The organism is Novosphingobium sp. PhB55, assembly GCF_004368805.1.
Taxonomy (GTDB): Bacteria; Pseudomonadota; Alphaproteobacteria; order Sphingomonadales; family Sphingomonadaceae; genus Novosphingobium.
Genome location: NZ_SODQ01000016.1, coordinates 26,944 through 40,443, shown reverse-complemented (window position 1 = coordinate 40,443; position 13,500 = coordinate 26,944). Strand labels below are relative to the sequence as shown.

Sequence of the window (13,500 nt, the reverse complement as noted above, 5' to 3'; positions counted from 1 at the left end):
GGCGACCGCTGCAAGACCGTGTGGTCCGCTGCGGTGAGAGGCCCTCTAAGTGCCACCCGTGATTCGGTCAAACACTAATTTCAAAAAAACGACATTTCTGAAATTACCGTGGTTTCCCGTGGGTTCGACCTCTTCACGGGCAAATATGGGAGTGGATCGCGGGATATCAACCCCTGGCCATTTCCCTGGCCCTGCGGGGGACCTTGGACAATCGCCTCACGCTTTCTTTACCAGCCTCGCATAAGGCAGCAGCCGGGCCATTTGCCGCCGCGTCCAGAGGGAGTTCCGAAGCGTCCATGCCGAAACCGGCGATCAGCGTTGCCATGAGCGTCTACAATGGCGAGCGATTCCTGCCGCTCGCCATAGACAGCGTGCTTGGCCAGAGCTTTGCCGATTTCGAGCTGCTGATCCTGGACGACGGATCGACCGACGGTTCGGCGGCGATCATCCGGCGATATGCCGAGGCCGATTCGCGCGTTCGGCCGGTGATCCGCGAAAACCGCGGCCTGATCGCCAGTCTCAACCAATTGCTCGACATGGCTCAGGCGCCGCTCGTGGCCCGCATGGACGCCGACGACATCTGCCGCCCGGAGCGTTTCGCTCGCCAGGTCGCCTTCCTGACCGACCATCCGGACTACGGCGTGGTCGGAAGCTGGAGCGAGGACATCGGCGAGCACGGCGAAGCGCTGGTGCGCAGCGGGGCAGACCATCCGCTGGTCCACGAGGAAATGCTGGCGGCAATCGAGCAGGGCGAACAGCTCATCTGCCATCCCGCAGTGATGTATCGCCGCGACGTGGTGCTCTCCGTCGGCGGCTATCACGCCGCGTTCCGCCACTGCGAGGACCTGGACCTCTGGCTCAGGCTTTCCAGCGTGACCCGGATGGGCAACATTCCCGAACGCCTGCTGCGCTATCGCCGCTATCCCGACCAGGTATCCGCGCGCCATTCCACCGAGCAGCAGATCGGGGCCGTGATCGCGCGCCTGGCCTGGGAAGAGCGCCGCGACGGACGCCCGGATCCGACCGAGCATCTCTCCCGCCTGCCCGCCATCGACGAACTCGACGCACTGTTCGGGCGGAGCGGCGTATCACAGGCCGCGCGCGAGCGTGTGGCCCTGAGCCTGCGCTGGTCGCCTGCCGCAATGCGGGACGACGGCTTCGAGATTCTTCTCGACCATGTGCGCGAGGGCGGACGCCGCGATGGACTGTGGCGTACGGTCGCCCGGCTTCTTCGCTTCGGCGAGCCCCTGCGCGCGGCGCGCCTTGCCGCCGCGCTGGCGCGGAACTGAGCGCGATGTCGGTCCGCCGCGCCGCGCTCTGGTCCCTTGCCGCCCAATACGCGACGTTCACCATCCAGTTCGTCGCGAGCATCGTCATCTCGCGCCTGTTCCTGCTGCCGGCCGATGTCGGGCTGTTCTCCATCGCGCTGGCCGCGGCCATGCTGGTCTCGATCTTCCAGGACCTGGGCATCACCCGCTTCATCTCGGGCCAGCCGGAAATGAGCCCCGCGGCCCTGCCCCATTACGCGGCCGTGGCCGTGACGATCGGCTGGACGGTGGCCGTGGTGGTGGCCGTGGCCGCGCCGATCGTGGCGCACTTCTACGCGCAGCCGGCCATCGCGCCGCTGCTCTGGCTGATCGCGGCATCCTACCTGATCACGCCTTACGCCACCGTTCCTGCAGCCTTGCTGGTGCGCGAGATGAATTTCCGCACGCTCTTCCAGGTCAACGCCGGCAGCGCACTGGCCGGTAACGGCACCGCCATCGCCCTTGCCGCCTGCGGCTTCGGGGCCTCCTCGCTGGCCTGGGGCGTGCTGGCCACCGCGATAGCGCGCGCGGCCATCGCCAACCTCCATCGCCCCGTCCGTCCCCGCCTGCCGAAGGACACCGGATCGGTGCGCCCCATGCTCGGGTTCAGCTCGATGTCCTTCGTCCTGAGCGCCAGCGCCGCCATCGGCCAGCGTTCGCAGGACCTGATCGTCGGCCGCCTGCTCGGGATCGCCGCGACCGGCCTGTTCAGCCGCGCCAGCGCCCTGGCCGGCCAGCTCACCACTTTGGTGACCGGCGCCATCGGCAGCGTGTTCTACTCCGCCTTCGCCCGCAAGCGCGATGCGGGCGAGCCGCTCGCCGAGCCCTATCTCCACCTGGTAGCCTGCTATACCGCGCTCAACTGGGCGGCGATGATCGGCCTGGCCCTGGCGGCCGAGCCGCTGGTCATGCTGCTTTATGGCCCCAACTGGATCGGCTCCGCCCCGCTGCTGCGCTGGACCGCGCTGGGGGAGATCTTCTTCGTCGCCGTCCCGCTGCAAATGGACGTGCCCCTGCTGCTGGGCCAGATCCGAAAGCTCGTCTGGGTCAATCTGCTCGACACGTCCGCCGCCGTGGTGATCCTCACCGCAGGCTGCTTCATCAGCCTCGACGCCGCAGGCATGAGCCGCGTGATCTACGGCTTCGTCTGGTGGGCGATCTACGCGGTCTATCTCGGCCGGCTGATCGGCTTCCGCTTCGGGGCCTTGATGAACGTCTACGTCCGCAGCGGTATCTGCGCGCTGGCCGCGGGCGTGCCGCTGATGATCGCGCGCTGGCAAGGCATGGAGCTGGGCCTGCTCGCCCTGCTGGTGCTCAGCGCCACCGGCGTTCTCGCCTGGCTGGCGGCCCTTGCGGCGACGCGCCATCCGGCCTGGAAGGAAGTGCGCATGATGGCCGAGGCGCTGTCTCGCCCGATCCTGTCGCGCCGGGCGGGCTGACCGGCCGTGAGAATGGCCTACCTGCTGCTCGCCCACGATGCGCCGGAGCAGCTCGAACGCCTGATCGAAACGCTGCTGGCCGCGAGCGCCGAGGATTTCGCGGTGATTCATGCCGACCGCCGCTCGGCGCTCTGGCACGCCTTGCGCAAGCGCCTGCCCGGTCCCGCCGGACGCGTGCATCTGGTGGCGGACCCGGTCGCCGTGCGCTGGGGCCACTGGAGCCAGGTGGCCGCCACCGCGAAGCTGGTACGAGAGGCGACCCGCCTCGGCTGCGAGCGCGCCCATCTGCTCAGCGGCACCGACTGGCCGGTGGCTGCCCGCGCGGACATGGTGCGCGCGCTCGGAGCGAACCTCTGCCATGTCGAACTGCGGCCCGGCCACATGGCCGAGCGCATGCAGACTTATCGTTTCGACACCCGCTGGCTGCGGCTCGACCCCGCGCGGGACCGGCTCGCCTATGCCGCCACCTGGGAGCTTCGCCGCCTGGCGCGCTGGCTGGACCGCACGCGCGGCAAGCTGGGACGCGAACGCGCGCAGCCCTTCGGGACCTGGGCCTATGGCTCGCAGTGGTGGTCGCTTCCCGCCGATGCGCTCGACATGCTGGCCCGCGAGCTTCCGCCGCTGCTGCGGAGCGGCCGCCTGAAGGGCACGCTCTGCAGCGACGAACATGTCGTGCCCACGCTAGTCGCGCATTTCTTCCCCGACCGGATCGCCGCCAACCAGCGCTTCGTCCGTTTCCCGCAAGGTTCGTCCAGCCCGCGCCTGCTCGGCGCGAGAGACCTCGCGGAAGTGGCCGCGAGCGATGCCTGGTTCATGCGCAAGGTTTCGGCGGCGCACGACCGGTTCTTCCTCGATTCCCCTGCACTGCCGCATGCGCCGGAACGGGACGGCGGCCATGCGGAAACATTGGTGTCGCCCCGGCCCGAGTGATATGATCGACCCTGCGACATCCGCAAAATAGCGGTGCGCAGGAGAGAACGATGCCAGGAGCAGCCCTCGGGCTGACGCTCATCTTCGCCGAAGTGGCGATCCTGGGCGCACAGCCTCTCCCCCCGCCGTCCCAGCCGATCGCGGTCCAACTGCCGCAACCGGTCCCGAAACAGCCCGGCCCGCAGCATTTCGACAGTGATATGGATGCGCCGATCCAGGGCCAGGCCGACGATGACGACCGCATGACCGTCTCGGTGGGCGTGGAGGGCCGCGGCCCCTACAACTTCCTCATCGACACCGGCTCGCAGACCACGGTGGTGTCGTCCGCGCTGGCGGGAAAGCTGGGACTGGTTCCGGGGCCGATCGTGCGGGTCATCAGCATGGGCGGCATGAGCAGCGTCGCCACCGCCCGGCTCGACTCGCTCGACATCGGGCTGAAATCCTATTCGGGCCTCACCGTGCCCCTGCTCGAACGCCAGCACATCGGCGCGGACGGGATCGTCGGCACTGATAGCCTGCAGGACCAGCGGGTCGTGCTCGACTTCACGAAGAACACCATCGCCATCGGCGATGCGCAGAGCCTGGGCGGCAGCAGCGGCTACGAGATCATCGTGCGCGCCCGCAAGAAGGCGGGGCGGCTGATCATGACCAACGCCCTGATCGACGGTATCCGCGCCGATGTGGTGATCGACACCGGTGCCAGCTCCACCATCGGCAACCTCGCACTGCAACGCGCCATCCGCGACAGATCCACCGGCCAGACCACCCTGCTCTCCGTGACGGGCCACGAGCTTCCCGCGGGCCTCGGCCTCGCCCGCAAGCTGCAGATAGACGACGTGAACATCTCCAACGTGCTGATCGCCTTCGCCGATGCGCCGGCCTTCAAGGAGCTGAACTTGCGCAAGCGACCCGCCATCTTCCTGGGCATGCGCGAACTGCGGGTGTTCAAGCGGATCGCCATCGACTTCTCCACCCGGCGCATCCTGTTCGACATGCCCAAGGGGTCCTGAGCGGCTGGCTTATGCCCGGAGCGGGGGTTACGCCCTGCTCGCGGCCGCAGATTGGCACGGTGCTTGGTGTCTCGCGCCCGCCCGTCGCGCGCCCCTGTCACGCCCGCGCGATTGTCTATTGGCGCCGGCACCCTAAATAGCGCCGATGCCGCCAGACACCGCCGTCACCGATTCGCGCGCCCGCCACGATGGCTGGCGCACCCTGCTGCGCTTCATGCCTTATCTCTGGCCCGTCGGAAATCCGGCGCTGCGCTGGCGGATCGTCTGGGCCTGCGTGTTCATCCTGCTGTCCACCGCGACGCAGCTGGCGCTGCCCTACCTGATGAAATGGGCGGTAGACCTGATGGGCGCCACCGGACCCAGGCTGGTGCAACTGGCGATGCTCATGGTGCTGGGCTATGCGGCCGGCCGCCTGATCCAGACCGCCTTCGACAACTTCCGCAACATCGTGTTCGAGCGTGTCGGCCAGGACGCGACGCGCGAACTGGCGGAGAACGTGTTCGGCCAGCTCCACCGCCTTTCGCTGCGCTTCCACCTGGCGCGCCGCACCGGCGAAGTGACCAAGACCATCGAGCGCGGCACCAAGAGCATCGACACGATGCTCTACTTCATGCTGTTCAACATCGCGCCCACGATCCTGCAACTCGTGGTCGTGGCCGTGATCTTCTACATCAATTTCGGCCCCGGCCTCGTGATCGCGACGGCCCTGGCCATCGCCGCCTATATCTGGGTGACGCGCACGATCACCGAATGGCGCACCAAGCTGCGTGAACAGATGAACCGGCTGGACGGGCAGGCGCTGGCGCGGGCGGTGGACTCGCTGCTCAACTACGAGACGGTGAAGTATTTCTCGGCCGAGCATCGCGAGCAGGAACGCTACGCGCAGGCGACGCGGGCCTATGCCGTGGCGGCAGTGAAGAGCGAGAATTCGCTGGGACTGCTCAATATCGCGCAAGGCGTGGTGGTGAACCTGCTGATGGCCGGCGCGCTCGGCTATACCGTGTGGGGCTGGTACAAGGGGCAATATACCGCCGGCCAGCTCGTCTTCGTGCAGACTTACCTGACGCAGCTGTTCCGTCCGCTCGACATGCTGGGCATGGTCTATCGCACGATCCGGCAGGGCCTGATCGACATGGCGGAGATGTTCCGCCTGCTCGACGAACCGCAGGAAGTCTCTGACAAGCCCGGCGCCCCGGCGCTGGTGATCCAGCGGCCATCGATCGTGTTCGACAACGTGGTCTTCGGCTACGAGCCCGACCGCCGCATCCTGAAGGGCCTGACGTTCGAAGTTCCGGCGGGCCAGAACTTCGCCGTCGTCGGTCCCTCGGGCGCGGGCAAGTCCACGCTCGCGCGGCTGCTGTTCCGTTTCTACGATCCGCAGGAAGGCCGCATTCTCATCGACGGCCAGGACATCGCCGGCATCACGCAGGAATCGCTGCGCGCCGCCATCGGCATCGTCCCGCAGGATTCCGTGCTGTTCAACGACACCATCGGCTACAACATCGGCTACGGCCGTGACGACGCGGTTCAGGCGGACATCGAATCGGCCGCTCGCGGCGCGGTGCTGATGGGCCTGATCGACCGCCTCCCGCAAGGCTTCGCCACGGAAGTGGGCGAGCGCGGCCTCAAGCTCTCGGGCGGCGAGAAGCAGCGCGTCGCCATTGCCCGCACGCTGGTGAAGAACCCGCCGATCCTGCTGCTGGACGAGGCGACATCCGCGCTCGACACCCGCACCGAGCAGGACATCCTGGCCACGCTGCACCGCGTCTCGGAAAACCGCACGAGCCTCTCGATCGCGCACCGCCTGTCGACGATCTCGGATTCGGACCGGATCCTGGTGCTCAACGACGGCCGCCTGTCCGAAAGCGGCACCCATGCCGAACTGCTGCGGCAGGACGGTCTCTATGCCGAGATGTGGGCCCGTCAGGCGGCGGAAGCCGAAGCGATGATCGAGGCGGCGGAATAGCGCAGGGCGGGCAGGAACCTTGCCCGCCCTCGCGGGTTGCGCAAGGGTCCAATCCTCCGGAGCCTGCCCGCGTGAAGATCCCACCGATGTCCGCCGTCCTCCTGCACATGGCGGCCCTGGCTCCCCTGATCCCTGCGGCCGTGATCGCCGGCCCGGTTCTCGCGCAGGAAGAACCCGCGCCGGTTCGCCCGGTGACGGCCGTCTCCGCCGAGAAGGTACAAGTCGCTCTCCCCGATGGCGCCATTCGCGACCAGGCGCCCCGACCGGACTGACCCCGAACCCCTCGGCCCATGCCGCGCCCTGAAGGCGCAGGCCTCCCTCGTTTCCCTTCCCGAAAAGCCCCGGGCCGACCTTCGGATTGCCCCTCACCGCAAGATCCGGAAAAATGCCCGCCACCGGCCGGCATCCGGCGCGGATTCGATCGGCAGGGAAAAGATGCTCGCCACCACCGACCCGTTTGTCAGGCACTTCGTCCAGCCGGTGCCCCGGCGCGAGCCGGTTGAAGTGCGGCTCTTCGCCGGCGAGAGCCGCCTGACGCTGGAAGTGGGCCGGCCGATGGACTTCCGCGCGCTGACCCTGCTGTCGGAACGGACCTGCTCGAAACGATCCGCCGATCTCGCCGGCTTCGGTCCCCGCGCGCTGGCCAAGCGCGCGATCGGCCGGTGGGGCAAGCCGATCGACGCGGGCCTGTTCCTCGACACCCGCCACATAGAGCCCAACAACGTCTCGCACCTGTTGATGGACATCGTCCCGCTGTGTCTTTCCGCCCGGCGCGCGGTGGGGGAGGCCGCGTTCGTGTTCCGCCCGCTACAGCCGGCGTTTCGCGAATTGCTGTTGCAGTTCGGGATCGATCCGCTCTGCACCTATCGGCCGGTGTCGGGCGAGAAACTCAGCTTCCGGCTCGCGCGCGGGCTATCGCAGTTCGGGATCGAGGCGCATTTCGACGCCCCGCTCTACAGCTATACCGGCGAAGTCTACACCGACCACGCCGCCGCGCCATCGGGCCACCGCAAGCTGTTCATTTCCCGCCGCGGCCCAAGGTCGCCCCTCAATGCGGCGCAGCTGGACGCCATGCTCGAGGCTCGGGGCTTCACCGTGGTCTACATGGAAGATCACGCGATCCCGGACCAGATCGCCCTGATGCAGGAGGCCGACGACGTCGTCGCCATCCACGGGGCAGCGCTGGCCTATCTGGCGCTGAAAGCCCGCACCTCCCGGCTGATCGAGATCATGCCGCCCAGCGTCTATCACGATCACTTTCCCATCGGGATCGGGCACAAGGTGGACCGCTATGTCCAGCTGATCCCGAGCTTCGACGAGAATGTCCAGTATCAGGGCTGGGCCGAAATCTACCGGCACAAGCAAAGCCCGTTCCGTGTCGATCTGGCCCAGCTTGAGGAGGCGCTGGATGAAAGCACTCCTGGCGCAGGCGGCCGGGAAGCCGGCAAGGCAGCGCCGGCTCACCCCATCGTCATGGGCGCCTGAGAACGCCTCGGTCTGGGCTCAGTCCTTGACGACGTCGGCCTCGTGCCAGACCACGGCCTGGGCCGCTTTCATGCAGTTTTCGGCGGTATCCCACGACAGCGACGGCGAACCATAGAGCCGCCATCCCTGCGCCAATGCTTCGGACACACGCTCGCAGAAGGCACGGTCGTCAGCTCCGGTGAGCAGGCGGTAGATCGGGCGGTCCTCGGGGGTCTGGTACATCCTGGCATCTCTCTCTCGCTAGAGCGTTTCTACCGGGAGGATTCACCCGCTGGCCCGGAAAACGCGGCAAACCACGCCGCTGGAGCAGCCCGGCCGATCCGTCGGATCGGAAACTGCTCCAGCGAATCAGATGCCTAACCACTCCAGCCCCGCTGGCAAGTCCCCAGCCGCGTAATCGACCTGGAGCACGCGCCTGCGCCGCCCCGGCCGCGCCGCATGGGACGCGTGGAGGATCGGCGTGCGATAGAGCCAGACGTCGCCTGGCTCGGCCAGGCAGGCATGGATCGGCGCTTCGTCCACGACGGCCCCGATCCTGTCGACCGCAATGCGGCCGAGCCGGTGAGAGCCCAGCGCCACCAGCAGGGGCGCATTGTCCTCGTCCACCGGATCAAGGTGAATCCGCAAGGTCATCATGGCTTCGATCACCGCGAAGGGCGGTTCGACATGATCGATCCCCTGCTTCACCGTCCATGGCCCGAACCCCGGCGCCTCGGCGCGGCTGCGCAGGGCGATGGTCCGGTCCTGATGCCAGCCGAGCGACCAGTCCGCCCGGTCGTTCTTGTCGAACAGCACGGCCCTTACCGGCTTCCCGGGCCGGCTTCGGTGCCGGGCGACGATGGCGCCGACCGGCCCGCTGGGCGACAGTATCTCGGCCAGTTCGGGATCCCCGGCGATGCGGCATCCCGCGCGGCCATCCGGCCACTTCGCCAGCACGTCCTGCAAGTCCTTCAGGATCGGAAGCGCGCCGCCAGGACAGAGACAGGCCCCATCCCGCGCCAGATCGAGCGCCAGGTCAGCTGCCCTCGGTGCGGCCAGGTCGGGTTCGATCACCCCGGATAGCGCTCGAATTCCGGCAATTCGCCCATATGCTGCATCCAGCCCACGCGTTCGGCCACCTGGATATGGGCCTGGGGCGGGAGAGCGTCGGGATCGTCGAGCGTGGCGACCTGGATGTCGACAAGACCGGGAAGATAGGCTTCGTTCGTATAGGAAATGCCCGTGCCGCAGCGGGGGCAGAAGTGGCGCATGGCGCTGCCGCTGGAGTTGTAGACCGACGGGTTTCCAGCTGTCAGCGCGAAGTCCGGCGTCTTGAAGGCCGCCCAGGCCACGACCGGCGCGCCGGAGGACTTGCGGCAATCGGCGCAGTGGCAGAGCGCGACGTGTTCCGGCTCTCCGTCCACGACATAGCGCACGTCACCGCACTGGCATCCACCTTCCAACTTCATCGCGAATCTCCCTCTGATGCGGGGGAGGCTAATCGATTCGGCGGAACATTCAAGGAACAACTAAAGTCGTCCCGGGCCGGACCCGGGACGACGGTCTGGTCAGAGAATGTACTTCGAAAGGTCGGCGTTTCCGGCCAGGCCTTCCAGCTTCTCGCGAACGTAAGTCCGGTCGATGACCACGGTTTCGCCCTTGCGGTCCTCAGCCTCGAAGCTGAGTTCCTCCAGGAGCTTTTCCATCACCGTCTGCAGGCGGCGGGCACCGATGTTCTCCACGGTCTCGTTCACCAGCGCGGCGATGCGGGCCACTTCCTGCACGGCATCGGTGGTGATCTCCACCGTCACTTCCTCGGTTTCGAGCAGCGCCTTGTACTGCGCCACCAGGTTCGCGCGGGTTTCCGAGAGGATGCGCACGAAGTCTTCCTCGGTCAGCGCCTTCAGCTCCACGCGGATCGGCAGGCGTCCCTGGAGTTCGGGCAGCATGTCGCTCGGCTTGGCGACGTGGAAGGCGCCGCTGGCGATGAAGAGGACATGGTCGGTCTTCATCGGACCGTACTTGGTCGCCACGGTCGTGCCCTCGATCAGCGGCAGCAGGTCGCGCTGCACGCCTTCGCGGCTCACCGAGCCGCCGCGCACGTCGGAAACGGCGATCTTGTCGATCTCGTCGAGGAAGACGATGCCGTTGGTCTCGGCATTGGCGAGCGCCGTGCGGGCGACATCGTCCTGGTCCATGCGCTTTTCCGACTCTTCGTCGACCAGCTTGTCCCAGGCGTCGGGCACTTTCATCTTGCGGCGCGTCAGCTTCTGGCCGCCGAACTTGCCCATGATGTCCGAGAGGTTGATCATGCCGACCGAGCCGCCCATGCCCGGGATCTCCATCGGCGCCGAGGGCGTGTCCTCGACTTCGATCTCGACTTCGGTTTCGTTCATGGCGTTTTCGGTGATGCGCTGGTGGAACGAGGCGCGGGTGGCCTCGGATGCGCCCTCGCCGACCAGGGCATTGAGCAGGCGCTCCATCGCGGCCTTGGAGGCAGCCTCACGCACCGAATCGCGGCGGCGGTCCTTTTCGAGGCGAATGGCCTCTTCCACGAGATCGCGGGCGATCTGTTCCACGTCGCGGCCGACATAGCCGACTTCGGTGAACTTGGTCGCTTCCACTTTCACGAAAGGCGCATCGGCCAGCTTGGCCAGGCGGCGGCTGATCTCGGTCTTGCCGCAGCCCGTCGGGCCGATCATGAGGATGTTCTTCGGCGTCACCTCGTCGCGCAAGTCGAGCGAGAGCTTCTGCCGGCGCCAGCGGTTGCGCAGCGCCACGGCGACGGCCTTCTTCGCCTCGCTCTGGCCGATGATATGCGCGTCGAGCGCGCGGACGATGGCCTTGGGGGTCAGGTTGTCTTTCATGGTGTCCTGGAAGCTCAGATGGTCTCGACCGTCACGCGGTCGTTGGTGAAGACGCAGATGTCGGCGGCGACGGCCATGGCGCGGCGCGCGATCTTCTCGGCGTCGTCCTCGTAGCTGTCGATGGCGCGCGCGGCGGCAAGGGCGTAGTTGCCGCCGGAGCCGATCGCGGTGATCTGGCTTTCGGGGCCGCCTTCGGGCTCCAGCACGTCGCCATTGCCGGTGAGCACCAGCAAGGTATCGGCATCGGCCACGATCATCAGCGCTTCGAGATTGCGCAAGTACTTGTCCGTACGCCAGTCCTTGGCGAGTTCGACGGCCGCGCGCATGAGCTGGCCGCGGTGCTGCTCCAGCTTGCGCTCCAGCCGTTCGAACAGGGTGAAGGCGTCAGCCGTGGCGCCGGCGAAGCCCGCGATCACCTTGCCGTCGCCGATGCGGCGCACCTTGCGCGCATTGGGCTTCATCACCGTGTTGCCCATGGAAACCTGACCGTCACCGGCGATGACGGTCTTGTCGCCCTTCTTCACACCGATGATCGTCGTACCGTGCCACTGGATCAGGCCGTGGCTAGCCCCGCTATTATCCATGCCGCGGGATATATGTCGGCATTCTCAGGGTTCAAGCGGGTAAGGCGCAACCACCCACGCGCCCGAAACAACAAAAAACGTCCGCGAAACCGATATGCGGTCTCACGGACGTTTTGCAGGCGATCTCGTGACCGCCCTCTCTCCATCTGGAATCAGCTGCCGTTCGGTCCGGGGCCGGTGGGCTGGGTACCGGCACCGCCCATGCCGCCAGCGCCAACGGCGCCGATGTTGCCGAACAGGTCTTCCAGCAACCCGCGGTGACGGCCGAGGGTCGGCGTGGTGTCGCCGTTCGGGTTGATGCGGGCCACCTGCTCCATGCCGCGCTTGTCGACGCCGACGACATTGCCGGCCGGATCGAAGCGCACGCGCAGCACGGTCTGCTCCGAGGTCTGCGGACGGCGGAACGGCGGGGTCTTCACCGTCTGCGAGATGTAGTAATAGTCCTTCTCGCCGAACTGGCTGACGAACGTCGGTCGGCCGAGCGTCTTTTCCACCGAGAGGCGGTTGTCGATGCCGGGCTGCACCGAATCGAGCAGCGTCTGGTCGATCAGGTAACCGCGATGGTCGCGGACCGACGTGCATCCTGCCGTCAGCGCAGCCAGCGCCAGCGCGATGCCTGCCGCCTTAGCCATGTGACCGTAACTGCGCATTTTCCCACTCCATTCGGGGCCGAGGCCTGGTTCGGGCATTGCCACCCGGCGCAGGGCCCATATATCGGCCAGATAACGGCACCGAGCCTTAGAGCCCGCCAGCCCGTCACGCAATGGGCGTTGGGGCAGGTCGATTGAATTGCCGATGAACGAAAGGTCAGACTGTCCGTGTCCTTGCTTTCCCGTCTCGTCGGCAAGAGTTCCGACCCTCGCGCAGAAGTCCGTCCGCTCTGGCACCGGGTGGTGGAAATCGCCCGCGAAAAGCCCTGGTATGCGCAGTTCGGCGTGGCCGATACCGTGGCCGGCCGCTTCGATGCGGTCACGCTGGTGCTGGCGCTCGTCATGCTGCGGATGGAACGGGACGGCGCGCTCATCACCCCCTCGGTCCACCTGACCGAGCTGTTCGTGGACGACATGGACGGCCAGCTGCGCCAGTCCGGCGTGGGCGACCTGGTGGTGGGCAAGCGCATGGGCAAGCTGATGAGCGTGCTCGGCGGCCGCATCGGCGCGCTTCGTGAAGCGCTGCCGCAAGGCGGCGCAGCACTGGCCGAAGTCCTCGGCCGCAACGTGACGCTGATCGAGGGCGCCGACCGCCTGGCCCTTGCCGCCCATGTGAAGGCGCTGGCGCTCCAGCTCGACGCCGTTTCCGATCCCGACCTCATGAACGCGAGCATTGCGCGATGACCGACACCCCTGCCTTCAAGCCCGAATTCTCCCGCAGCCTCGACATCCGCCAGGCCGAAGTCAAAGCCGCCCACCGCGTCGAAGCCGACGCGGCCGAGCGCGCCGCGCTGGCGGTGCGTTTCGGTCTCGTGCGGATCGACCGGCTCGCCGCCGACATCGAACTGGAACGCCGCGACCGCAAGGTGGAAGGGCGCGGCCGGATCAAGGCGGACTACATCCAGGCCTGCGCCGTTTCGGCCGAGGATATCGCCGTGTCGCTGGACGAGCCGGTCTACTTCCGCTTCGTTCCCCAGGCCGGCGATCATACGCCGGACGAGGAAATCGAACTCGATTCGGACGATTGCGATGAAGTCGAATATACCGGCAGCCATATCGACCTCGGCGAAGCGGTGGCGCAGAGCCTCGCGCTGGCCATCGATCCGTTCCTGACCGGGCCGGAAGCCGATGCCGCGCGCAAGGCCGCCGGAATCGGCACGCCCGAAGACAGCGGCCCCTTCGCGGCCCTCAAGGGTCTTGGCCTGAAGGAGTGACTGGCGCCGGGTGACGCCCGGCCGGGAAGAATCCGAAGGGTTTCGCCCGAAATGCGGCCACCTGCCGCC

At 67.1% G+C, this 13,500-nt stretch carries 15 protein-coding genes; 9 read left to right on the top strand and 6 right to left on the bottom strand.

All coding sequences use genetic code 11. From position 1 onward, the window contains the following. Nucleotides 1-296 precede the first annotated feature (296 nt). The 7 genes from EDF57_RS24885 (at nucleotide 297) to EDF57_RS24855 (ending at nucleotide 8,137) form a co-directional block, all read left to right on the top strand. Nucleotides 297-1,289 (top strand): glycosyltransferase, encoded by a 993-nt coding sequence (locus tag EDF57_RS24885; RefSeq protein WP_134096322.1) that lies wholly within the window; start codon nucleotides 297-299, stop codon nucleotides 1,287-1,289. 5 nt (nucleotides 1,290-1,294) lie between these two features. Next, a complete protein-coding gene (locus tag EDF57_RS24880) occupies nucleotides 1,295-2,746 on the top strand; it encodes an oligosaccharide flippase family protein (protein WP_134096321.1) in 1,452 nt (483 codons plus the stop codon). Nucleotides 2,747-2,758: 12 nt separating this feature from the next. Beyond that, complete coding sequence (locus EDF57_RS24875) at nucleotides 2,759-3,676, top strand: beta-1,6-N-acetylglucosaminyltransferase (RefSeq protein ID WP_134096327.1); 918 nt, start codon at nucleotides 2,759-2,761, stop codon at nucleotides 3,674-3,676. Between the two features lie 50 nt (nucleotides 3,677-3,726). Further along, nucleotides 3,727-4,686: an aspartyl protease family protein gene (locus tag EDF57_RS24870; protein WP_134096320.1), complete on the top strand. Its 960-nt coding sequence runs from the start codon at nucleotides 3,727-3,729 to the stop codon at nucleotides 4,684-4,686. A gap of 145 nt (nucleotides 4,687-4,831) precedes the next feature. Next, on the top strand, nucleotides 4,832-6,652 hold the full coding sequence (locus EDF57_RS24865; RefSeq protein WP_134096319.1) for an ABC transporter ATP-binding protein/permease: 1,821 nt from the start codon (nucleotides 4,832-4,834) through the stop codon (nucleotides 6,650-6,652). A gap of 86 nt (nucleotides 6,653-6,738) precedes the next feature. Further along, the gene (locus tag EDF57_RS24860) at nucleotides 6,739-6,924 is read left to right on the top strand and encodes a hypothetical protein (RefSeq protein WP_166675399.1); all 186 of its coding nucleotides are present in this window, start codon (nucleotides 6,739-6,741) and stop codon (nucleotides 6,922-6,924) included. 163 nt (nucleotides 6,925-7,087) lie between these two features. Then, on the top strand, nucleotides 7,088-8,137 hold the full coding sequence (locus EDF57_RS24855; protein ID WP_166675398.1) for a glycosyltransferase family 61 protein: 1,050 nt from the start codon (nucleotides 7,088-7,090) through the stop codon (nucleotides 8,135-8,137). Between the two features lie 18 nt (nucleotides 8,138-8,155). On the opposite strand, the gene EDF57_RS24850 is transcribed toward EDF57_RS24855, so the two are convergent. The 6 genes from EDF57_RS24850 to bamE all read right to left on the bottom strand — a co-directional run bounded on the left by EDF57_RS24850 (nucleotide 8,156) and on the right by bamE (nucleotide 12,199). Continuing rightward, entirely contained in the window at nucleotides 8,156-8,359 is a 204-nt protein-coding gene (locus EDF57_RS24850; RefSeq protein WP_132270202.1) for a DUF1737 domain-containing protein, read from the bottom strand. 126 nt (nucleotides 8,360-8,485) lie between these two features. After that, nucleotides 8,486-9,190, bottom strand: coding sequence for a phytanoyl-CoA dioxygenase family protein (locus tag EDF57_RS24845; RefSeq protein WP_243841287.1), 705 nt, complete (start codon nucleotides 9,188-9,190; stop codon nucleotides 8,486-8,488). Beyond that, nucleotides 9,187-9,585, bottom strand: a complete 399-nt coding sequence (locus EDF57_RS24840; RefSeq protein ID WP_132270200.1) for a GFA family protein — start codon at nucleotides 9,583-9,585, stop codon at nucleotides 9,187-9,189. Before EDF57_RS24840 ends, EDF57_RS24845 begins: the two co-directional genes overlap by 4 nt. Nucleotides 9,586-9,684: 99 nt before the next feature. Beyond that, a complete protein-coding gene (gene hslU, locus EDF57_RS24835; protein WP_132270198.1) occupies nucleotides 9,685-10,983 on the bottom strand; it encodes an ATP-dependent protease ATPase subunit HslU in 1,299 nt (432 codons plus the stop codon). 14 nt (nucleotides 10,984-10,997) lie between these two features. Continuing rightward, nucleotides 10,998-11,567 (bottom strand): ATP-dependent protease subunit HslV, encoded by a 570-nt coding sequence (gene hslV / locus EDF57_RS24830; protein WP_132270196.1) that lies wholly within the window; start codon nucleotides 11,565-11,567, stop codon nucleotides 10,998-11,000. A 152-nt stretch (nucleotides 11,568-11,719) separates the two neighbouring features. Next, nucleotides 11,720-12,199 carry an outer membrane protein assembly factor BamE gene (bamE, locus tag EDF57_RS24825; RefSeq protein ID WP_243841286.1) on the bottom strand — a complete coding sequence of 160 codons (480 nt, stop codon included), beginning with the start codon at nucleotides 12,197-12,199 and terminating at the stop codon, nucleotides 11,720-11,722. 186 nt (nucleotides 12,200-12,385) lie between these two features. Here bamE and EDF57_RS24820 point away from each other — a divergent pair, with 186 nt between their 5' ends. Together EDF57_RS24820 and EDF57_RS24815 are read left to right on the top strand one after the other, a co-directional pair. Beyond that, nucleotides 12,386-12,901 (top strand): ubiquinol-cytochrome C chaperone family protein, encoded by a 516-nt coding sequence (locus tag EDF57_RS24820; RefSeq protein ID WP_134096316.1) that lies wholly within the window; start codon nucleotides 12,386-12,388, stop codon nucleotides 12,899-12,901. Beyond that, entirely contained in the window at nucleotides 12,898-13,431 is a 534-nt protein-coding gene (locus EDF57_RS24815; RefSeq protein WP_134096315.1) for a YceD family protein, read from the top strand. Before EDF57_RS24820 ends, EDF57_RS24815 begins: the two co-directional genes overlap by 4 nt. The last annotated feature ends 69 nt before the right edge of the window (nucleotides 13,432-13,500 follow it).